Annotated in this window: 18 protein-coding genes and 2 pseudogenes; 15 read left to right on the forward strand and 5 right to left on the reverse strand. The window is 61.1% G+C overall.

The features are described from left to right. From F9K20_RS19090 to F9K20_RS19105, 5 genes and pseudogenes are all read left to right on the forward strand, one after another. Positions 1–327: hypothetical protein (locus F9K20_RS19090; protein WP_291005718.1), on the forward strand; the 327-nt coding region annotated here is incomplete at its 5' end. After that, on the forward strand, positions 309–656 hold the full coding sequence (locus F9K20_RS21380; protein WP_367238419.1) for a fibronectin type III domain-containing protein: 348 nt from the start codon (positions 309–311) through the stop codon (positions 654–656). The genes F9K20_RS19090 and F9K20_RS21380, both read left to right, overlap by 19 nt. Before the next feature lie 213 nt (positions 657–869). Then, on the forward strand, positions 870–1,703 hold the full coding sequence (locus F9K20_RS19095; protein ID WP_291005794.1) for an FkbM family methyltransferase: 834 nt from the start codon (positions 870–872) through the stop codon (positions 1,701–1,703). Continuing rightward, positions 1,666–1,902 (forward strand): annotated as a pseudogene (locus tag F9K20_RS19100) (integrase core domain-containing protein); the annotation flags it as partial. The gene F9K20_RS19095 and the pseudogene F9K20_RS19100, both read left to right, overlap by 38 nt. A gap of 210 nt (positions 1,903–2,112) precedes the next feature. Further along, on the forward strand, positions 2,113–3,000 hold the full coding sequence (locus F9K20_RS19105) for a sulfotransferase (protein ID WP_291005720.1): 888 nt from the start codon (positions 2,113–2,115) through the stop codon (positions 2,998–3,000). Positions 3,001–3,022: 22 nt separating this feature from the next. On the opposite strand, the gene F9K20_RS19110 is transcribed toward F9K20_RS19105, so the two are convergent. From F9K20_RS19110 to F9K20_RS21385, 3 genes are all read right to left on the reverse strand, one after another. Then, positions 3,023–3,859 carry a polysaccharide pyruvyl transferase family protein gene (locus F9K20_RS19110; RefSeq protein WP_291005723.1) on the reverse strand — a complete coding sequence of 279 codons (837 nt, stop codon included), beginning with the start codon at positions 3,857–3,859 and terminating at the stop codon, positions 3,023–3,025. Positions 3,860–4,138: 279 nt separating this feature from the next. Beyond that, complete coding sequence (locus tag F9K20_RS19115) at positions 4,139–5,956, reverse strand: ABC transporter ATP-binding protein (protein ID WP_291005725.1); 1,818 nt, start codon at positions 5,954–5,956, stop codon at positions 4,139–4,141. Positions 5,957–6,315: 359 nt separating this feature from the next. Further along, entirely contained in the window at positions 6,316–7,302 is a 987-nt protein-coding gene (locus F9K20_RS21385; RefSeq protein ID WP_367115886.1) for a glycosyltransferase family 25 protein, read from the reverse strand. Between the two features lie 784 nt (positions 7,303–8,086). On the opposite strand from F9K20_RS21385, the gene F9K20_RS19125 reads away from it, so the two are divergent. After that, on the forward strand, positions 8,087–8,293 hold the full coding sequence (locus F9K20_RS19125) for a hypothetical protein (protein ID WP_291005802.1): 207 nt from the start codon (positions 8,087–8,089) through the stop codon (positions 8,291–8,293). Here F9K20_RS19125 and F9K20_RS19130 read toward each other — a convergent pair. Continuing rightward, a pseudogene (locus F9K20_RS19130) lies at positions 8,254–8,403 on the reverse strand (IS21 family transposase); the annotation flags it as partial. The gene F9K20_RS19125 and the pseudogene F9K20_RS19130 sit on opposite strands and share 40 nt — an antisense overlap. A gap of 206 nt (positions 8,404–8,609) precedes the next feature. Between F9K20_RS19130 and F9K20_RS19135 the strand changes: the two are divergent. The 9 genes from F9K20_RS19135 (at position 8,610) to F9K20_RS19175 (ending at position 18,834) form a co-directional block, all read left to right on the forward strand. After that, a complete protein-coding gene (locus tag F9K20_RS19135) occupies positions 8,610–9,797 on the forward strand; it encodes a porin (protein WP_367115888.1) in 1,188 nt (395 codons plus the stop codon). A gap of 254 nt (positions 9,798–10,051) precedes the next feature. Beyond that, positions 10,052–10,327 carry a hypothetical protein gene (locus tag F9K20_RS19140; RefSeq protein ID WP_291005731.1) on the forward strand — a complete coding sequence of 92 codons (276 nt, stop codon included), beginning with the start codon at positions 10,052–10,054 and terminating at the stop codon, positions 10,325–10,327. Positions 10,328–10,546: 219 nt separating this feature from the next. Then, positions 10,547–11,920, forward strand: coding sequence for a porin (locus F9K20_RS19145; RefSeq protein ID WP_291005732.1), 1,374 nt, complete (start codon positions 10,547–10,549; stop codon positions 11,918–11,920). Positions 11,921–12,575: 655 nt separating this feature from the next. Next, positions 12,576–14,039, forward strand: a complete 1,464-nt coding sequence (locus F9K20_RS19150; RefSeq protein WP_291005796.1) for a porin — start codon at positions 12,576–12,578, stop codon at positions 14,037–14,039. A gap of 217 nt (positions 14,040–14,256) precedes the next feature. Further along, positions 14,257–14,991: a hypothetical protein gene (locus F9K20_RS19155; RefSeq protein ID WP_291005735.1), complete on the forward strand. Its 735-nt coding sequence runs from the start codon at positions 14,257–14,259 to the stop codon at positions 14,989–14,991. Positions 14,992–15,296: 305 nt separating this feature from the next. After that, entirely contained in the window at positions 15,297–16,472 is a 1,176-nt protein-coding gene (locus F9K20_RS19160) for a VWA domain-containing protein (protein ID WP_291005738.1), read from the forward strand. A gap of 143 nt (positions 16,473–16,615) precedes the next feature. Beyond that, the gene (locus F9K20_RS19165) at positions 16,616–17,119 is read left to right on the forward strand and encodes a hypothetical protein (protein ID WP_291005740.1); all 504 of its coding nucleotides are present in this window, start codon (positions 16,616–16,618) and stop codon (positions 17,117–17,119) included. 37 nt (positions 17,120–17,156) lie between these two features. Then, positions 17,157–17,519 carry an ABC transporter permease gene (locus tag F9K20_RS19170; RefSeq protein WP_291005742.1) on the forward strand — a complete coding sequence of 121 codons (363 nt, stop codon included), beginning with the start codon at positions 17,157–17,159 and terminating at the stop codon, positions 17,517–17,519. 67 nt (positions 17,520–17,586) lie between these two features. Further along, positions 17,587–18,834: a GNAT family N-acetyltransferase gene (locus F9K20_RS19175; protein WP_291005743.1), complete on the forward strand. Its 1,248-nt coding sequence runs from the start codon at positions 17,587–17,589 to the stop codon at positions 18,832–18,834. Here the strand turns inward: F9K20_RS19175 and F9K20_RS19180 are convergent. After that, positions 18,827–19,870, reverse strand: coding sequence for an NAD(P)/FAD-dependent oxidoreductase (locus F9K20_RS19180; protein ID WP_291005745.1), 1,044 nt, complete (start codon positions 19,868–19,870; stop codon positions 18,827–18,829). The genes F9K20_RS19175 and F9K20_RS19180 overlap by 8 nt on opposite strands. Positions 19,871–19,876: the final 6 nt, after the last annotated feature.

Genomic DNA, 19,876 nt, shown 5'->3' on the forward strand with positions numbered 1-19,876 from the left:
GATCAGGTTCGGGCGGCGGTGCGGCAGGAAATCCGAACGGCGGTAATGGTTCCAACGGAGGCGGGGGAGGCGGCGGCGACGGGGGCGGCACGAATGCTGGCGGCACCGGTGCCCCAGATACCACCTGGACCCAAACAAGTGATAGCGCAACTGCTGGACCGGGCGGTGGTGGTGGTGGTGGCGGTGCACGCGTTGGTGGCACTGCCGGGGCAGGTACGATTTCAAACGGTTCCGGTGGTGGCGGCGCTGGGGGTGGTGGCGGAGCGACCACAGGCAACGGCGCTGATGGCCGTCAGGGCATCATCGTCATTACCTACACGCCGGTAGTATCTCCCGACGCTCCCACTAATCTCCTCACGACATCAATAGTCGGCGGTGTTTCTCTAAGTTGGGCCGCTCCCGCGAGCTCCGGAAGTTCCGGCATTACCAGCTACAAGATCTATCGCAACACGACTTCGCCGGCGACGACACTTCTTGCCACGGAGACAAGCACAACTACGGCAACCCACTCCGACACGTCCGCTGTTCACGGCACTGTCTACTACTACCGCGTGACCGCGGTGAATGCCGCCGGAGAAAGTGACTACTCCAACCAAAGAGCATCAGGCTCCAATAGCGGGCGCATCATCCGCCTGGGGGGCATGCGATTGCACTGACGCGCGCGGCAGCAGCTCAGGGTGCACGCGCCCGACCAATCAAATGCAATACTCACATCCGCTAAACGATTGATCCCATAGCGCAACGCTGCTACGCTCACCGTCAATAGTGATCCTTGTTACATTAGGTAGCGTAATGGCATGACAGCAACGGCTATTCCTCATATTTCACCTGAGCTGATCGGTCAGCTAGCACCGCTTGGTATGACCATTATGCTCGGAGGTCGCGTTATTCGTGTGTCGGCGCAGCGAGCTGAACGTATCGCTTTTTGGCACAAAGCTGAGTCGGGTGCCTGGGAAGACTGCACGCTGCGATTCGTCAAGGATACAACTGACCGAGAAACAACCTTCATCGACATCGGGGCCTGGATAGGTCCTATTGCGGTTGTCGCCGGAGCACTAGCCAAGAGGGTTATCGCAGTCGAGCCCGATCCGGTGGCCGCAAGCGAGCTTGAAGAGAATGTAGCTCTCAACAACGCACCAGTAGAAGTTTGGCGCGCTGGAATTGATACCGGGTCAGGCTCACTCAAGCTTTTCGCAAAGACGGGCTTTGGCGGCTCAATGACCTCGTCTCTCGGCGATCCTTCTTCCGAATCCATAAGTGTTGCGACTGTGTCATTCGACGATATCACCGCCGCTATAACGAGCAGGGCGGGGAACGCGGGTAGAGTTGTCTTAAAGATGGACGTGGAGGGCCACGAGTTTACGGTCGGGGAACAGCTTGTTGCTTTTGCGCGCAAGCACCGCGCACCCATGAACCTATCGTTGCATCCCGCAATATTTTATCGCGCCGCTCGCCGCACGGAAGGACCTCTTGCCGCGCGTTTGCAGACGTTCTTGGCAACTAAGACTCTGCTTGACCGCTTGGCGTCTTATGGGCGCGTACGTGTTTCCAAAACCGGGCAACCCCTTACACTCCCGCTCTTGGCTTCCTTTGTATTCCTTCGCCGGCGGCCGAAAAATTTCAGCGTCGATGTGTTCCCGGATAGTCGGAACATGGCACCGCGGTTTCAACGTTCGCCTCAGAGACGAGCTGCTCGACGGTGATATTTTCTACTCCCTCCGCGAGGCTCAGATCGTGATCAAGAGTTGGCACCGGCATTACAACCGTCCGTCCGCACGGATCGCCCGGTTACGACCACCGGCGCCCGAAGTGTTCGTCCCTGGGCTCACGAGAGCGTACCATCTGCGCAACCCCATCCAGCTCCGACGGCCACGCTCTCGCTGGCGTCGAACATGCCCCTAAACTAACACTCCACCTGGACCACTCAGTGGGGGCTGATCCACGGCTTCACTACTCTTTTGCCTCCGGCCCGAAGCGGGAAGTACTCGTCGATCACCGCCGCCCATTCGGGACGGCCTCCGGGGGGTAATGCTTGATCTGAGATGTGTCTGCGAGCATGAGCCTAAGCCACTGCAAACCACAGAGATCGCATATGAGCTAGGAGCATAATCTATGGCGAACGCCGCTGTTGAGTATTTACGCAAAGCGTTCCGGCTTTCTGCGCTAAATCAGCTTAGGAGAAGGCTCCGCCCCCGTCGCTCGCAACTATTTGGCGTGGGAATGGCAAAAAGCGGCACCCATTCCATAGCCGAGATGTTTGACGACACAGTCAACGCGAGGCATGAGCCTGAAGGCCGGAAGTTAATTCTCAAGATCCTCGAAATCGCTGCCGGGCGTATGACACAGGCGGACCAGCGGTCCTATGTTCGGCACAGAGATCGGCGCCTAAATCTAGACGTCGACTCGTCGCAACTAAACTTTTTCATATTGGAGGCGCTTATATCGGAGTTCGAAGACGCGCGATATTTGCTAACTATTCGTGATCCTTATTCGTGGCTCGACTCATTTATAAATGACTCGCTTCGACGCCAAATAACGGATCAATGGAGGCGACTGCGGGATCTACGCTTTCGCCCGGAAGTTTTTGGGCATTCAACTCTCGAGCAGGTGCTGAAGCAGAAAGGCCTGTATACCTTAGATGGGTATCTGTCTTATTGGTCGATGCACAATCAAAGAGTCCTCGATATCGTGTCGCCAGACAAGCTGCTTGTTGTCCGTACGGACCAAATATCAGCTAAAGCTGCCATTATCGCTGACTTTGCTCGCCTTCCACGCGAAACCGTTCGCATGGAGCGGTCCCACGCTTTCCAAAACCCAATGAAATTTGAAGTTCTCGGGCAGATAGATCAGGCCTATCTCAAGCACAAAGTAGAACAGTATTGCCGACCTTTGATGACCCGGTTTTTCCCTGAAATATTGTCGCTAGGGACGCGGTCAATCCCCAATAAGCCTGCGCGACCCGACCTCTCTCATAAGGATGGGACACCAAGCGTAGGCTAACTTTTTCGGTATAAGCCCATTTCTACTCGGAAACAGGCGTGCAGCCGACCGTCTCCAACCTTGTCGCCACTGTCTGCAGTAGGCGTTGTCTGACCGGCGAAATATCGAGCGGTCTGGGTGACCAATCAATCATACCTTGGCTAAGCAGCGGGACCCTGTAAAGGCGCTTGTTATAAATGATACCGCCGATGTCGCTGACGATCATTGTGCGGGTATCCTTCGGATTTCCGAAGAACACAGTTGGAATCCCCATGGCAATGCACGGAAGAGCGCAATGCAGGCGACGGGTTATGACGAGCGCGGCGTTTTCGCGGTAGAACTCGATAAGCTCTTTCGCGTATTGAAGCTTCGTCGCTGTGTTCATCCCAGGAATGATGTGCGTCAATCGAACGGCTCCCCGACGAAGCGTTCTAGGTACGCTGATGTCGTTCGCGTCGACGATTACCACCTTGCCGCGTACTGGCACCTTATTGCGGGGCGGCAGCGTTAAGGTAACGCAGTAGGTGACCTCCGTACTTATTCCGTGCGAATTCAGATAGTGAGCGGTGCCGCGATCGCGCACACCGATCGGTTCATAGCGACGAAGATACTCGCTGTGTCTCCCTATCTTAGGTTGCGACCCCGGTGTCGTGTGAAAGCCGACAAAGATTGGACGAACAAAAGGGGACGGCGGCCAACCGTCACCGGCCATGAACCACGCATTCATTATGATGCATACGGGTTTCGGACCCGGCACTGAATTCAGTGACTCTCGATCGACATATTGATCCACTTGCGGCAACAACCGTGCGGCGGCGACTGACTGAATATCATCACCAATGTTGACGCTCATCGCACAAATCATCTGAGCAAATTTCATGCAGACACCCCCACACATCCCAGCCAAATAGTGACCCGACGACCTGGCTCTCGTCCATGGTTATTTACGCGTCTAACTTATCCGCCATCCGCATCAAAAGTAACTTTTCCGATTGGGCTCTTCCTGGGGGACGACGCATTCGAGGCCCTTCGGCTCGCAGCAGGCCATTGGTTAATCAAAGAACTAAATGGTCCTGAATTGAAGCGGCCCCAACAGTTACGGTCCGAGCGGCTGTACTAATGGGACGCAGCGCAGCTGCGAAAATAGCACCTTAGCTCGTTAAGCTCGATGGACTGCAACTTGGTCTTCGAACTGGAGGTGGTAAAGGCGGGCATAAAAATCGTTCCTACGCAGGAGCTCTTTGTGAGTGCCGGACTCGACGACACGGCCTTGATCGATGAGGTGAATATTTTGGGCACGAAGAACAGTTCCGAACCGATGGGCGATTACAATCGTCGTACGGCCCTTCATTAGCTCGCCAAGTGCCTCCTGAACGTTCTTCTCGGCCTCGCTATCGAGTGCGGAGGTGGGTTCATCCAACAAGAGGATCGGTGCATCTTTCAGGAAAGCGCGCGCGATGGCAATACGCTGCCTTTGACCTCCGGATATCATATCCCCGAGCTCACCGACGGGGGTCTCATAGCCGTGTGGAAGCTGTTCAATGAACTCGTGGGCATAAGCGGCACGAGCGGCGGCTTTGAGCTCTGCATCAGTCGCGCTCGGTCGGGCGGCCATAATGTTGTCGCGAATAGAGCCTTCGAACAGGAAGACGTCCTGACTGACGAGTGCGATTTTTTGCCTCCAAGAGGCGAGCGCAACAGACTCAATCGATTGCCCGTCAATCGTGATCTGACCGGCGCCCGCTTTCCAGAACCTCTGCAACAAGCCAAAGACCGTGGTCTTGCCGCCCCCCGAGGGGCCGACCAGGGCAGTCGTCTCTCCTCCGTTGGCCGCCAACGAAAGACCTCGCAGAATTGGTTTGCCATTCACATAAGCGAAGCTAACGTCGTCGAGGCGGACGTTGCCTGAACGAATGACCAGATGAGGCCCCTTACCCTTCTTTGACTCAGCAACAGGCGTATCAAAGATCTCAAACATCAATTCCACGCCAACAGCGAACGACTTCAGCTCAAGGTGGCATTTGGAGAGGCGTCGCGCTGGATCTGCTGCGAGCAGCAGCGCAGTGACAAACGCCATCAGGTGGCCTGGCGTCTCGATCCCCAGCGTTATCTGCCAGCCGGCGTAGGCAACAACGCCCGCAACCGACAGCCCCCCCAAAGTCTCGATAAGCGGATTCACACCGGCACGGACGGTCGCCGCCTTATTCGCCGTGATCTCCATCGTCTCGACGGCGGAAGACATGCGCTTGCTAAGCAAATCCTCAAGCTTAAACGACTTGATGATTCGGGCGCCTTGGGACGTCTCTCTAATAATCCCAATCGTGGTTGCTGTGGTCGCGGCCTGAACTCGTGCTGCCTTCCTCGCCATATGGCCCATTTTGCGAACCGCGAGCCCGACAATCGGGCCGACAATCAGCACGATGACCGACATGAGCGGGTCCTGGCTCACCATCACGACGACGAGAGCGACAAGTGTGAGAAGATCCCGACCGAGACTCACGGCAACTAGGTTGATCAAACCCCGCGCCGCTTCCGCACCTTTCGTCGTGCGCATGATGAGATCATTGGATTTATATTTCTGAAAAAAAGCCACGTTCATCTGCAACAGATGCTCGTAGATTTTTCTCTGATAGTCGGCGACGAGACGATTTCCGATGCGGCTTAGCCAAACCTCCTGAGCATAGATCGCCGAGCCCTTAACAACGAAAATGACAACAATCGCGATTGGTATCCACACCATGGCGGTTTCGTCGCGCCGCACGAAGATATCGTTCACGACATCCTTCATCATCCACGCCGTAAAAGCGGTCGCACCCGATGTAATAGCCATGAAGACGAGTGCGATCGCGTAACGCCCTGCGTATTCGCGCCAACGCTCTCTAACCAAACGCTCAAGCACCGCCCAAGGTGATGCTATCGATGAGCGGGCCTTGTTTTGCCTAGGTGCGGCAGCCCACTCACTCGCCTTCTGAAGCATTCGCTCGACCCCCAACTTGAACGCTACTGACACTGGAATGTACGCGCAAATATGGTTCAGACTCTGGCTTTTTGTGGCCCTGTTGATCCCTGCAGTGGTGTCGCTGCTCAGCGATAGCCTAGCGCTCTTAAGCTCGGCTAACAGTAGCGATGTTTATCCGCGATCCGCGGCCAACGATAGGCCCGCGGCCTGCCCGTTCCGCGTAAGGAGGTTCGTGGGGGGACTCGTGCCTCAGACGCCGGTCAATCTCAAGAGCGACCGATGCGCTTCGGCAGATATTTCAGCAGAGGCCATTGGCAAAACTCATGACGGCCAGCCTCTGGCGATGAGCTAGCGTACTCCGCAGATAAAGTGGCCGTCTAAGGTTGCCCCACCAGTCTTTTCAATCCCAGCATACCAGCCGCCCTGGCATACGCGTTCTCCAGCGAGCAGCGCGCCCACGAAAGCGGCCCAAGGGCCCTAAAATTATAGTAGACGCCTTCAGGACAGTGAAGGGGATTTCCTGTCCAGGAATGGAACGACGGTCGAGGTAGGCCGCGGCGCGCCCTTGCGCGACCGCCCATCGACTGGATTGGAGAAGGCAGAGAGTCGCTATGATCTATGATCTTTGGTGCAACGCCATATGTCTCCAGCCCAAACAGCCAAGGACGTCTAAAGTCAGTATCGACGGGCCACGATCTCTTAATTGGCGCCAGGAACTTCCGAGCGCCGCCGCGGCTGATCAAATAACCGACCGTGCCGCTGGGGACGCGCGAATATCGAACGAGTGTTCCACGGTGTTTAAGCCTGCGCACTGGTTTTACGGCACGCCGTGGATCGCCGCACAAATGCACGAGGTCCCACGAGTGAGGAAGACATGCCAGAACGTCGTCAATCACTCTTCGAAGATCGCGCGGGAGGACCGCATCATCCTCCAAGATGAGCGCGTATTCGAGTCCACGCTCGATCATAGTCTTCAGGGCTTTCAGATGACTTGCGTAGCAGCCAACTTCCCCCGGCTTGAGTGCGGAACTCAGTCTCTCGGCGTCAAAGAAGTAGGCCCTCAAATCCTCCGGCACGGCAAGGCCTTCAACGGCGCGAATCCGTTCCGCCGCGATACCGGCTGTCCTCAGCTCGAGCTCGATGGCAGCACGACGATCTTCGTCACAGTCCCTGTTGATGTAGAAGGTGGGAACGGAAAACTGGCATTCCCGAGAGGGCCCGACCTGCGGTTCGAAAAATGGAATCGTGCCGCCACGTAGGTCGACAGCGCCACCCCGCGAAGCGATCTCGGCCGCGGTACTCATACGCACACTCACAAAGTCAAACCGCCACTCTCGGCAGCGAAGGCTACAGGGCGCACCCATTGCTATTCAACGCACAAAACCCGAATGACAACTGCCCGGGCTTTACTTGTGGCGGAATTAACACGCACGGATCAGCTTTCTTGCTACCTGCCAAATTGCTCGTTCGATAGCAGGTCTGATAGGAGATTCGGCAACGAGACCTCTCGCAACGTCTCTTCGAGCACCTTAATCGCGCGCTCCCGGCCGCAAATCACCTTAAGGCGCTCGGCGTGCCGCAAAATCGCAAGCTCGTCGACGCGACCCTGCTGCTCGCGTTCTGATGTAAACGTCGTAGAATTAAGGCTCATGGACGCATACTTCCCAATGGCCCCGCTCCACTACACTAGAGCGGATAGAGCATGCTAGCAATCCTCGTGATGCTCTCAGGTAGCGAGCCTACGGGCCCGCGGCCATCGTAGAGCTATCCGCTGTACGGTGAGGCCGGGCTGGACCACCTGTCGGGCGGCTACAATTGGAAGTGTTAAGTACCACCGTCGATGGTCTCCCCCTCTGGGGCCATCATGTCGAAGGAGCGTTCGCTGCTCGACGTTTGCGATCGACGCCCAATGTTCCGCAATTACGGATCATTTGCATCAGGCGTTAAGCTTGCCCGAATAGCTGTGCAGGAAGATTAGGAATCCGTGGACAGGACCCCCGCCCCACTCGCTTCCCTAGAGTTCCAGTCTAAAGTCCGCGATCGCAAGGGGTTACGACGAGCATCCGTAAGCTAGCCGCTGCAGGCGCGGGGTGAGGTAGAGTTCCTTGGCATGGTTCTAGTAGTTAAATCCAGACAGCAGGTGGGGCAATGCGGCACAACATTCTCCTCGACACATCCGTGACGGGCAGCCTCTTTCACACCCTGCGCGCCTTCTTATGGAACGTGAAAACGCTGGGCGTCTGGTGGTGGGTGCGCTGCTTCGTCGAAAACGTGACCCGATCCGCCCTCGAATTTGCCAGGCGCGCAAAGCCAATTCCCATCATGACGAAGACCTCGTGGCTCCAGTCGAACTGATAAGCCTCCCCCGGCGCAAACGAGAGCGGGACATAAGCTTCAGCGATTTGTGCATCCCGAGCTCGTTGCCAGCGCCGCGCATAGCGTCTCACCGCATCGTGGCCACCTTCGCACCTTCGCAGCCTCGGCTTGCTCCGGCGCCCACGCGGCATCTAGCCGATGGAGGTGCCATGAACTAACATTCCACCTGGGCCACTCAGTGGGGGCCGATCAGTCTCACTCGTTCTTAATCCATGGGTTAGAATTTGGGTTAGAACGCCCCTTCAGGCGCTCGGAAAAAATCATTTAATCTCTGATGCTTCCGTGGCCGGATTAAATGGCTAACAACTGCTGCGCTGATCTCGAGGAGCGTATTGCCGAGCTCGAGGCTACCACCGCTCGCAAGGGCAACCGTAAGGTCTCGCTCACGGTCTCCGGCTGGGTCGGTGAGCAGGTCATGTGGTGGGACGACGGCGTCGAGCAGAACGTCTACGTCGTCGGCCTTGGATCAACGCTGGCTTCGCACTTCAAGATGACGGGCCAGGCCACGATCTCGCCAGGCTGGTACGCTGGTTACGTGCTGCACATCGAAGCGATCTCCAGCGACAGTCTGACGATCAGCCAGGCAAACGCCATCGGGCCTGCGGCGTTGGCTGGTACAGGTGCTGGTGGCTTTCCGGGTTATGCGACCCAGCTGCTGCAGTCGTTCTGGTTCGTCAAGAGCGATCACCTCGGCAAGCTGTCGGTCGGTCTGCAGTCGCAGGCGTCGGACAACACCGCGATTCTCGTTGACGGTTCGGGCTCGCTCGTTCCGGCCAACTGGGTGGCGTTCGAGTACAACAGCTTCAACATCATCAACTCGGCCACTGGTGTCAGCTCCGGCTTCCAGTGGGGCGATAACGTGAAGTGCTTCGGTGGCGGCACCATCGGCGACTGCAACGGCGCCACGCAGCACGTCGTTCGCTACGACTCGCCGACCTTCGGCGGCTTCTCGGTGTCGGCCTCTTGGGGTGAAGACGACATGTGGGACGTCGCCGCTCGCTATGCGGGTGAGTTCAACGGCTTCAAGTTCGCCGCTGCCGCTGCATATAACGAAATCAGCGGATTCAGCAATGTCATCCTCGCTGACACTTTCAAGTACTTCCAGGTCGGTGCCTACCTCGAGCACGTTCCGACTGGCATCTTCGTCTACGGCGCCTATGGCCACAACGAGTCTGATCTGCTCGTCGGTGATGCTGACACGTACTACGTGAAGGCCGGTCTCCGTGAGCGTTGGCACCCGCTGGGCCACACGGTGCTCTACGGCGAGTACGAGAATGCCCAAGGTGATGACAACTTCGCACTGCAGGGCGCTCTTGGCCAGGACTCCGAGTTCCAGCTGTGGGGCGTGGGCGTGGTGCAGGAAATCGACGCAGCAGCCATGTCGCTGTGGGTTTCCTATCGCCACCTCGACCAGGAAGACAGCACGGCCATCGACTTCGAGGACTTCCAGTACGTGAAGGCCGGCGCGCTCATCAACTTCTAAGCCTCGACCATCACTTTCGAAAAATGCGGAAGCCGCCCCACAAGGGCGGCTTCTTGCTTTTCGGCCCCTGGGATGGCGACCACGCATGCGCAACAAAACGTCACCCCGACACCTCCCGTCATTCCGGCGCAGGCCGGAATCCACGCCAGCTCCGCACGCGCTCTTGGTGAGGCGAGTTGAGATGCTTCGGCGTCGATGCTTAACGACAGCCGTGGTGCCCGCGGAGACTTGCGTAGATCCCGCTCTGCAGCGGGATGACGTTTCACGAGGCATACGGCGCGCCGATTCTCGACGCGGCCATGACGAGAGGCAACGCTCACCATTGGGCCACGCCGCGCGGCCAGCCGCAGCGACGCTGCCTTCTTTTGCAGCAAGAAGACTTCGGCTCACAACACGCCAGGAACCGCGATACGAAATGGCCGAAGCCGCGCATTCGCACTCCGAAAAAATCGGCAATTCGCACCCAGAAAGAAATTGCCCAAGCCGATCAAAGGGCCAGCGTCGACGCCGAAAGAAGACGGAACACTTGACGCATAGCCCCCTCGCCACAGCAGTTTTGTCATGAACTGTCACAAAGCCCTTTGCGGTTTATTGTGACAAAGCTCTCCCCTAACTCTCAGCGCAGCGAGGCTCACCGGCGTAACGGCGGTGCAGGCTGAGCGGCGTGGTCGCGTAGTTGTGCGTTCGTGTGTGTGCAGTTGCGTCGATCGAAGGCCTGGTAGAGGCGTACCTTCGTGGGAGTTGCGTATATGTTCGGGGGAGTAGGTAAGGCGGGGTGGGCAACCATCCTCGTGACGGGCGGATTGATGCTGGGAACCAGCGTCTCTGCCCAGGCGGCGGATCTCGGCGGCGATTGCTGCGGAGATCTCGAGGAGCGGGTGGCCGAGCTCGAGGCGACCACGGCCCGCAAAGGCAACCGCAAGGTCAAGCTGACCGTCTACGGCAAAGTCAACCAGGCGGTCATGTTCTGGGACGACGGCGACGAGCAGAACGCTTACGTCGTCACCAACGATGCCTCGCGCTCGCGCTTCGGCTTCAAGGGCGGCGCCAAGATCAACGACGATCTGTCGGCCAACTTCCAGATCGAGATTGGCGTGCGCTCGGCCAACTCCAAGCGCGACAACCAGTTCGACGCCATCAACGCGGACGAGTCGGGCCTCGACGTTCGTCACGCCTGGTGGAACCTGAAGAGCAAGAAGTACGGCACCATCCAGGTCGGCCACACGCCGGGCGCTGCGCAGGAGATCACCGAGATCAACCTCGCCGGCACGAGCGACGTTGGCAAGTACGCCGACGTCGAGGACAGCGGCGGCGGCTTCTTCCTCGTGCGTGAGGGCTCTGCTGCGGCTACAAATGGCCTTCAGTGGCGTCGCTTGATTGCCCGCACGGGCGCGGCTCCGGGTGAAGGCGATCGCCGTGAGGCCGTTCTCTACGAATCGCCGGAGTTCGCCGGCTTCACCGCCAGCGCGGCCTGGGGCGGCGACGACTTCTGGGACGCCGGCCTGCGCTATGAAGGCGAGTTCGGCTCTATCAAGGTCGAGGCCGGCATCGCCTACAGCGAGAACACCGACAACGTCGACGACAGCGCGTCCCACGGCTGCCCGGCGCGAAACGTCGACCCCAACACCAACTCGAAGTGCCAGGGTCTGGCCGGATCGATCAGCGTCCTCGACACCAAGTCCGGTCTCTACGGCAACTTCGCGGCCGGCGAGATGTGGGATGACACCGTCGACTCGGCTGCGAACTTCGCCGGCACCGGTGTCGACGACACCTACAAGTTCTGGGCTGCCGAAGTCGGCATCCAGCAGAAGTGGAACCACCTCGGCAAGACCACGCTGTTCGGCCAGTACTACCAGTACACCGGCGGCGGTATCACCCAGACGGTCAACGGCGGCGATCCGATCAATTCCTTCGGCGCCCAATCCGCGCAAATCTTTAGCAGCGAGGTCGACATGTGGGGTCTCGGCGCCATGCAGAAGATCGATGCTGCCGACATGAAGCTCTACGCGCTCTACCGGCACTACGAGTTCGATCTGCAGCTTGCCCGCGGCGGCGTCGTCCAGGACTCCGAGCCGCTCGAGGACTTCCAGGTCCTGATGACGGGCGCGGTGATCAACTTCTGATCGCCTGCCTGTCACTTCAAAAATGCGGAAGCCGCCCCACAAAGGGCGGCTTCTTGCGTTCCGGCCCCCTGCCCGATGACATCTATCCTCTATCGCGGCGACATCTCTGCCCTACGGCGCGGCGCTCGTGGCGCGCCAACGTTGCAGCCGCAATCGCTGGCGCCGCCCAGTCAGCCGCGCCGCTCACGCAGCGCATGTGCGGCTGACCCAAGCGATATCCACATCCCATCCCCAGCGGAATATGACGGCCGGCGAGGGCTGCATGGCAACCGCTGACGGCGCTCGGGCGACCGCTCATCGGCGCCCCATAGGCGCGGCCCGTCGCGCCCCGCGGCAGCGGCGGCAAACCCTTGACCCTTCCTCGCTTTCCTGACCAGGTGCGGGGCGCGCCCAGGCGCCGGCCGGCGCATAGATTGCGTCGGTTTCAAAAGTGTTACCGTCCGCACTCTCGTGGCCCCACCGCCACACTCGTGGACTCGTCACCACGAATTCGGCACTGCCTAATTGTTGCACTCCTACGAATCACAGCAGTGTCCGCCCTGGCACGCAGCGATCCTTGAGGGATACGCATTGCGCATTGCTAGGGCGGTTTTTTGTCTCGCGTTCCTTTTGTTCAGCGTCCGCCATCAGCTGAGACGAAGACGGGAGACTAATGATGAATAAATTCAGCCTTAGCGCCCTGGTGGCAGCGGGCCTGCTAGCGGGCGGTCTCTCCGCTGGCAGCGCATCCGCAGCCGACCTCGGGGGGAATTGCTGCGCAGATCTCGAAGAGCGTATCGCTGAACTCGAAGCAACCACGGCCCGCAAGGGCAACCGCAAGGTCTCGCTCACCGTATCCGGCTGGGTCGGCGAGCAGGTCATGTACTGGGACGACGGCGCAGAGCAGAACGTCTACGTGACGGGTCTGGGCTCGACGCTCGCCTCGCACTTCAAGTTCACCGGTCAGGCGACCATCTCTCCAGGCTGGTCGGCCGGCTACGTGATCCACGTGGAAGCGATGGACAGCGACTCGCTCACCATCGACCAGTTCTCGCAGCACAACGTGTCGGCGCTGCAGCCCAACAACCTTTCGTCGGGCGCCTATTCGGTGCAGCTCCTGCAGTCCTACTGGTTCATCAAGAGCGACCACCTCGGCAAGCTCGGCGTCGGCCTGCAGTCGTCGGCGTCGGATAACGCCGCGATCCTGGTCGACGGCTCCGGCTCGCTGGTTCCGGCGAACTGGGTCATGTTCGACTACAACGCCTTCCTCGTCCGCAACAGCACCACCGGTGGTCTGACCGCTCTCAACTGGCAGACGCTGGGCGGCTTCTGCTACGGTGGTGGCGGCACCGGCGGTGACTGCTTCGGCGCTCCGCGTGACTCGGTCCGCTACGACTCGCCGACCTTCGGTGGGTTCTCGGTCTCCGCGGCCTGGGGTGAGGACGACTTCTGGGACGTCGCGGCCCGCTACTCGGGTGAGTGGAACGGCATCAAGCTCGCTGTCGCCGCTGCCTATTCGCAGTGGAGCCAGGACTTCTTCAGAGAGCCGGGCTTGGTCAACACTGGCATCACGATCAACGCCTACAACAACATCCTCGCGCTCAACCCGACTTCGGCGCAGGGTGACAACCGCTGGATCGACTACTTCCAGCTCGGCGCTTACATCGAGCACGTGCCGACCGGCCTGTGGCTGTACGGCGCCTACGGTCACATCGATCCGGATGGTGTCACTGCCACAGTCAACTTCACGAACACTGCCGGCGCCGTCACCAACACGTTCGTCGGTGGTCTGAACCGGGCTTCGGGCGACACCTACTACATCAAGGGCGGTCTGCGCGAGCGCTGGCATCCGCTGGGCCACACGGTGCTCTATGGCGAGTACGAGAAGTTCTCGAACGCCAACCCGGACATCCTGGTCGACATGGGCTTCAGCGCCAGCTCGCAGCTCTGGGGTCTCGGTGTGGTGCAGGAAATCGACGCGGCCGCCATGTCGCTGTGGATCTCCTACCGCCACATCTCGGCTGACATCTCGGGCGCGGGTTGCGCCAGCGCCGTCAACACGGCCCTTCTGGGATTGTCCGTTGGCTGCGCCACCGATGACTTCGACTACGTGAAGGGCGGCGCTCTGATCAACTTCTGATCGCCACTCTTCTATCTCTCTCGGTTACTGAACCGCCCCGGTACCCCCGGGGCGGTTTTTTTGTGCGCCGTGCGTCGCCACCTCGTGCGGATGCGCACGCGCATCACTTCGTCCATTTGCACAGGCAAGCGCATTGCCGCGCGCCGGAGCGATGCTCCGAATCACCGCGCGTGTTAGCGACGACCTTCCCAGGGGGCGGGTTCAAGGCGCGGTGGCTGTGACGGACAATCGAGGCGAGCGCACGCGGCGGACCGGGCTGCGCGCGGCGGCAGCGGCGGCGCGGCGGGGCGCTATGATGGCGGTGCTGGCAACGGCACTTGGCGGCTGCGCCTATCAGGGCAGCGGCCCCATCGAGGTCCACTACCAGAAATACAAGGCGCGCCTGCCCGAGAAGGACAAGGTGTTCGTGTGCAGCTCCTACGGCTGCCGCACGCAGACGCCCTTCAAGTTCACCCCGGCCGACATCGCCGAGGTCTCTAAGATCATGGCCAAGGGGGCCGCTTCGCCGGCTGCCGAGCGCGAGGCGACCAAGGCGGCCTTGGCGTGGATGGGCCACCGCGCCGACACTGCCGTCGGCACGGCCGGCGACCGGCCGGGCGACGACCTGGCCGGCAACGGCGATCCGGGCCAGATGGATTGCGTGGACGTCGCCACCAACCTGACGAGCTACATGCTGGTCATGGAGCGCCACAAGCTGTTCCGCCATCACAGCGTCGGCTCGATGCACGTCAAGGAGGACCTGCGCCGCGGCATCGACGGCTGGACGCATTACGCCGGCATCCTCGTCGAGAACAAGACGAAGCAGCAATACGCCGTCGACGGTTGGCTCCTCGCCAGCGGCAAGCCGCCGGAGATCGTCGAGACCGAGCGCTGGTACATCGACGACAACGATCTGCTGTTCGGCGGCAAGGGCGCCGTCGCCGCGATGAAGCCGTCCACCGACAAGAAGTAAGCCCGCCAGGCCAAGGCACACCGACCCGCCGCACCACACTGACGTCACCCCGACGTCATGGCGGAGCCATGCTTCGCGGCTGGCTCAACCCTCCCTTGACGGTAGCGCTAGCGGATATTTGCGTGGATGCCGGCCTTCGCCGGCATGACGTTGGAGGGGAGGTTGCCTGTCCGCCCGGCCACACCGTCATCGCGGCGCAGGCCGCGATCCACGCAAGTCTCCACGGATGCTCGCTTGAAGTTGCCTAGCTAGCGCTAAGGGGCCGCGTCCCTTTATCCTAGGCAAACATCCGTTGAGGACTGCCGATGTTCGTCACGTTTTTCCATGCCCTGAAGCGAGCGGGGCTGCCCGTCACCTTGAAGGAGTATCTCACGCTGCTCGAGGGGCTGGAGGCCGGCGTCACCGGGCGCCAGGTGGAGGACTTCTACTTCCTGTCGCGCGCCTGCCTCGTCAAGGACGAGCGCAACCTCGACCGCTTCGACCGCGTGTTCGGCGAGGTGTTCAAGGGCATTGCGGCTCTGCCCGATGCCATCGAGGCGGAGATCCCCGAGGAGTGGCTGCGCCTCGTCTCGGAGTTGCACCTCTCCGAGGAGGACAAGCGGCGCATCGAGGAGCTCGGCGGCTGGGAGAAGATCATGGAGACGCTGAGGAAGCGTCTCGAGGAGCAGAAGGAGCGCCACGCGGGCGGCAACAAATGGATCGGCACCGGCGGCACCTCGCCCTTCGGCGCCTACGGCTACAATCCGGCCGGCGTGCGCATCGGCCAGAAGGAGAGCCGCCACCGCCGCGCGATCAAGGTGTGGGACAAGCGCGAGTTCAAGGACCTCGACGACACCGTCGAGATCGGCACGCGCAACATCAAGGTGGCGCTGCGCCGCCTGCGCTCGTTTGCACGCACCGGCGCTGCCGAGGAGCTCGATCTTTCCGGCACCATCCGCGGCACGGCCGAGAAGGGCTATCTCGACATCCGCATGGTCCCCGAGCGCCACAACGCGGTGAAGGTGTTGATGTTCTTCGACGTCGGCGGCTCGATGGACTGGCACATCAAGGGCGCCGAGGAGCTGTTCTCGGCCGCGCGCTCAGAGTTCAAGCACCTTGAATACTACTACTTCCACAACTGCCTCTATGAACAGCTCTGGAAGCACAACGTGCGCCGGCGCAGCGAGCTCTCCCCCACCTGGGACGTGCTCCATACCTACCCGCCCGACTACAAGGTGATCTTTGTCGGCGATGCCTCGATGAGCCCCTACGAGCTGACGCACGTCGGCGGCGCCGTCGAGCACATGAACGACGAGCCGGGCGCCCTGTGGCTACGCCGGGTTGCGCAGACCTGGCGCCACTGCGTGTGGCTCAACCCGGTTGCCGAGCGGCATTGGGGCTATACGCCATCAATTGCCATGATCCGGGACATAATGGAGGGGCGCATGTACCCCCTGACGCTCGAGGGGCTCGATCGGGCGATGGTCGAGCTGATGCGCTAGGCGGCTCCGGCTCCGTTAAGAGTTGCCTAGATCGCTTGGGCGAACACAGCGGGAAGCCGGCATACGGCAATTGACGGCACCGCAATTGGCGCTAAGGTCCGCCGAAATGGATGGGCCGGATGGATGGGAATGAGGGGCACGCCATGAAGGCCGCAGGCTCGCTGCTCGCGCTTCTCGCCGCGGTGGCTCTCAGCGCCTGCTCGGGAAGCTCCGGGTTGACGACGGGCGCACTGCTCGGCGAGGACAAGCCGGCGGCGCCGGTGAACGATGCACCCGCGCGCGCTTTTCAGGTCGGCACCGTCTCGGCCCGCGCCGTCAAATGCGGCTTCAATTTCGACCCCGGAAAACTGAAGGCAAACTACCTCGCCTACGAGCGCCAGCAGCCCGGCGCGCAGGACGTTGCCAAGATCGAGCGCATCTACGACGTCTCCTTCAACGGTGTCGCCAAGGCCGTGGCCGCCGAGGGCGAGTACTGCACCGATGCGAAGACGAAGATCATCAAGGCCGACCTTGGCCGTCACTTGGTGGGGGACTACACGCCGAGACCGCAGCCCAAACAGGAGGAAGAGGGCCTGTTCTCCGGCTGGGGCAGTGGCGGCGACGGCCCCGGGATGAAGATCAAGCATCCCATGGACAACAGCGATTGAGCGCCGCGTTCAGCGCGCGCAGCGGAGCACCGCTGAAGTGCAGCAGCTCCTTTGGATCGAGACCCTGCTGAAATTCGTCCCCGGCGTTCTGCTCGTGCTCGCGCCTTTAACCACGTTGCGCGTCCTTGGACTGCCGCGTCCCGAAATCGGCTTTTGGCCCCGTCTTACCGGCGCGCTGCTGGTCGGCATTGCCGGCGCGCTGTTCCTGGAAGGCGCATGGCCCGGTCACGGCGGCCTCGGTCTCGCCGGCGCCATCGTCATTAACCTTTGCGGGGCCTCGGTACTGGGGAGCCTGCTCGTCCTCGAGGCCGGACCGACCGCCACGCGCGGGCGGGCTGCCATCTGGCTCATCGTTTGCGTGCTCCTAGTCGTGAGCGTTTTCGAAATCGCAACACTCTGACGTCTCTTAGTCTTCCGATGGCATGCCGCTTGCTCCGCAAGCCAGCCCAGGCAGCTCGGAAGCACCCATGAGATCGACATCAGCCGCTCGGCTCCCCCGCATCGCCGACGAGCCCGCGGCGCACGCCACTCCGGCCGTGCGTCCGCAACAGCCGCCCGAGCCGTGCCGATACGACGTCGTCACCGCGCGGACTGAGTTCGACGCGCTCGCTCCAGAGTGGAACGAGCTGTTTGCACGCGCCGGGCGCAGCACGCAGCTGTTCCAAACGTTCAATTGGAGCTGGCACTGGTGCAATCACTACCTAGGCAAGTCGCCCGCGGAGGGGCCTGCGCTCGCCCTTCTCATCGCCAGGCGCTCAGGCAAGCTCGTCATGGTGTGGCCGCTCGTCACCGAGCGCATCGCCGGCCTGCTGCAGCTCACGTGGATGGGGGCGCCCGTCAGCCAATACGGCGACGTCCTCGTCGACGACGTTCCCGATAGGGCGGCACTGATGCGCGCTGCCTGGGCGCACGTCGTCGGCACCGTCAAGCCGGACGTCGTGCGGCTGACCCGCGTGCGCGCAGACGCCGCTATCGCACCGCTCATCACCGAGCTCGGTGGGATCGCGACGCAGCGCCTTGCCGCCCCTTACCTCGATCTTTCAAGTGCGCCGGACTTCGAGACCTATATGCAGCGCCACTCGGGCCGATCGCGCAAGAAGATGCGCGCTGCCGCCAGGAAGCTCGCACAACTGGGGACTGTCGAGTTCGTTCGGCGCTCCGGCGGGCACGAGGCGAGCGAGATGGTGGCCGCCGCCATTGATGCCAAGCGCCGCCAGCTGGTCGAGCGCGGCATCATTTCCCCGGCCTTGGCCGATCCGCGCATGCAGCGCTTCTTCGCCGATGCCGCCGACGGCAGCGGACACCCGGCCGGGGTCATCGTCTATGCTCTTGAGATCAATGGCGACAAGACTGCCATCGACGTGCTCGTCGGCTGCAAGGATCGCATCGCGACCCACATCTTCGCCTACGATCCCAAGTACGCGAAGGATCGGGTCGGCGCGCACCTGCTCGAGCGCACGATCGCGCAGTCGTTCGCCGACGGGTGCCCCACGTTCGATCTGCTGGCGCCGGCCGACCCCTACAAGCTGCAATGGGCCGACGGCACGGTCGACGTCACCGACTGGGCAATACCTGTCTCTATGAAGGGAGCGGCCTATACGCGCCTCTACTTGCGCGCGCTGCGCCCGCTGCTGAAAGCCCTGCTCAATTCGCTGCCGACGCCCTTGTCGCGCGTCTTGGCGGAGCGCTATGCGCGGCTGAAATCGCTCAGCTGACGCCGAGCTTCTTCTGCAGGCTCGACGACGAGGTCGTGTACTGGAACAGCAGCTTCTTGCCGGGGTACACGTATTTATGCGCCTGCTGCGCCATCAGCGCCACCTCGTGGAAGCCGGACAGGATCAGCTTCAGCTTGCCGGGGTAGGTGTTGATGTCGCCGACCGCGAAGATGCCCTTCTCGCTGGTCTCGAACTTCTCGGTATCGACGGGAATGAGATTCTCGTTGAGCACCAACCCCCAGTCGGCCACCGGTCCGAGCTTCATCGTCAGCCCGAAGAACGGCAGCATCGCATCGACGTCGATGCGCTCCTCGCCATCCTTGGTCTTGACGGTTACGGACTGCAGCGCGTCGCCGGCGCCGTGCAACTCCGTGACCTGACCGATCATCAGCCGCACATCGCCGGTCTCGACCAGCATGCGCATCTTCTCGACCGAATGCGGCGCGGCGCGGAACTCGTCGCGCCGGTGCAATAGGGTGAGGCTCTTGGCCAGTGGCTGCAGGCTCAACGTCCAGTCGAGCGCAGAATCGCCGCCGCCGACGATCAGCACCCGTTTGCCCTTCAGCGCCTCCATGCGGCGAACCGAGTAGAGCACCGAAGTGCCTTCGTAGGCCTCGATGCCGGGGAGCGGCGGGCGCTTGGGCGTGAACGATCCGCCGCCCGCGGCGATCACCACCACCTTGCACAGGAACTCGGTGCCGGCATCAGTCTTCAGCCGGAAGCGATCGCCCGCCGCGCGCTCGAGCACGTCGATGCGTTCCCCGAGGTGTAACTGAGCGCCGAAGGGCTTGATCTGCTCCAGCAAGCGGTCGGTGAGCTCCTGCCCGGTGACCACCGGCAGGCCGGGGATGTCGTAGATCGGCTTCTCGGGATAGAGCTCGGCGCATTGGCCGCCCGCCTTATCGAGGATGTCGACGACGTGCGCCTTGATGTCGACGAGGCCGAGCTCGAACACGGCGAACAGGCCGACGGGTCCGGCGCCGATGATCACGGCATCGGTTTCGATGGGAGCCGCAGTGGCCGGGCTGGCGTCCATCCCTAA

The organism is Hyphomicrobium sp. (assembly GCF_009026145.1).
Classification (GTDB): domain Bacteria; phylum Pseudomonadota; class Alphaproteobacteria; order Rhizobiales; family Hyphomicrobiaceae; genus Hyphomicrobium_A.

Bases quoted from the DNA above. Each gene is read 5' to 3' on its own strand.
- F9K20_RS19095 (WP_291005794.1), top strand. From the start codon at position 870: ATGCTCGGAGGTCGCGTTATTCGTGTGTCGGCGCAGCGAGCTGAACGT.
- F9K20_RS19105 (WP_291005720.1), top strand. From the start codon at position 2,113: ATGGCGAACGCCGCTGTTGAGTATTTACGCAAAGCGTTCCGGCTTTCT.
- F9K20_RS19110 (WP_291005723.1), bottom strand. From the start codon at position 3,859: ATGAAATTTGCTCAGATGATTTGTGCGATGAGCGTCAACATTGGTGAT.
- F9K20_RS19115 (WP_291005725.1), bottom strand. From the start codon at position 5,956: ATGCTTCAGAAGGCGAGTGAGTGGGCTGCCGCACCTAGGCAAAACAAG.
- F9K20_RS21385 (WP_367115886.1), bottom strand. From the start codon at position 7,302: ATGGGTGCGCCCTGTAGCCTTCGCTGCCGAGAGTGGCGGTTTGACTTT.
- F9K20_RS19125 (WP_291005802.1), top strand. From the start codon at position 8,087: ATGCGGCACAACATTCTCCTCGACACATCCGTGACGGGCAGCCTCTTT.
- F9K20_RS19135 (WP_367115888.1), top strand. From the start codon at position 8,610: ATGGCTAACAACTGCTGCGCTGATCTCGAGGAGCGTATTGCCGAGCTC.
- F9K20_RS19140 (WP_291005731.1), top strand. From the start codon at position 10,052: ATGACGTTTCACGAGGCATACGGCGCGCCGATTCTCGACGCGGCCATG.
- F9K20_RS19145 (WP_291005732.1), top strand. From the start codon at position 10,547: ATGTTCGGGGGAGTAGGTAAGGCGGGGTGGGCAACCATCCTCGTGACG.
- F9K20_RS19150 (WP_291005796.1), top strand. From the start codon at position 12,576: ATGAATAAATTCAGCCTTAGCGCCCTGGTGGCAGCGGGCCTGCTAGCG.
- F9K20_RS19160 (WP_291005738.1), top strand. From the start codon at position 15,297: ATGTTCGTCACGTTTTTCCATGCCCTGAAGCGAGCGGGGCTGCCCGTC.
- F9K20_RS19165 (WP_291005740.1), top strand. From the start codon at position 16,616: ATGAAGGCCGCAGGCTCGCTGCTCGCGCTTCTCGCCGCGGTGGCTCTC.
- F9K20_RS19175 (WP_291005743.1), top strand. From the start codon at position 17,587: ATGAGATCGACATCAGCCGCTCGGCTCCCCCGCATCGCCGACGAGCCC.
- F9K20_RS19180 (WP_291005745.1), bottom strand. From the start codon at position 19,870: ATGGACGCCAGCCCGGCCACTGCGGCTCCCATCGAAACCGATGCCGTG.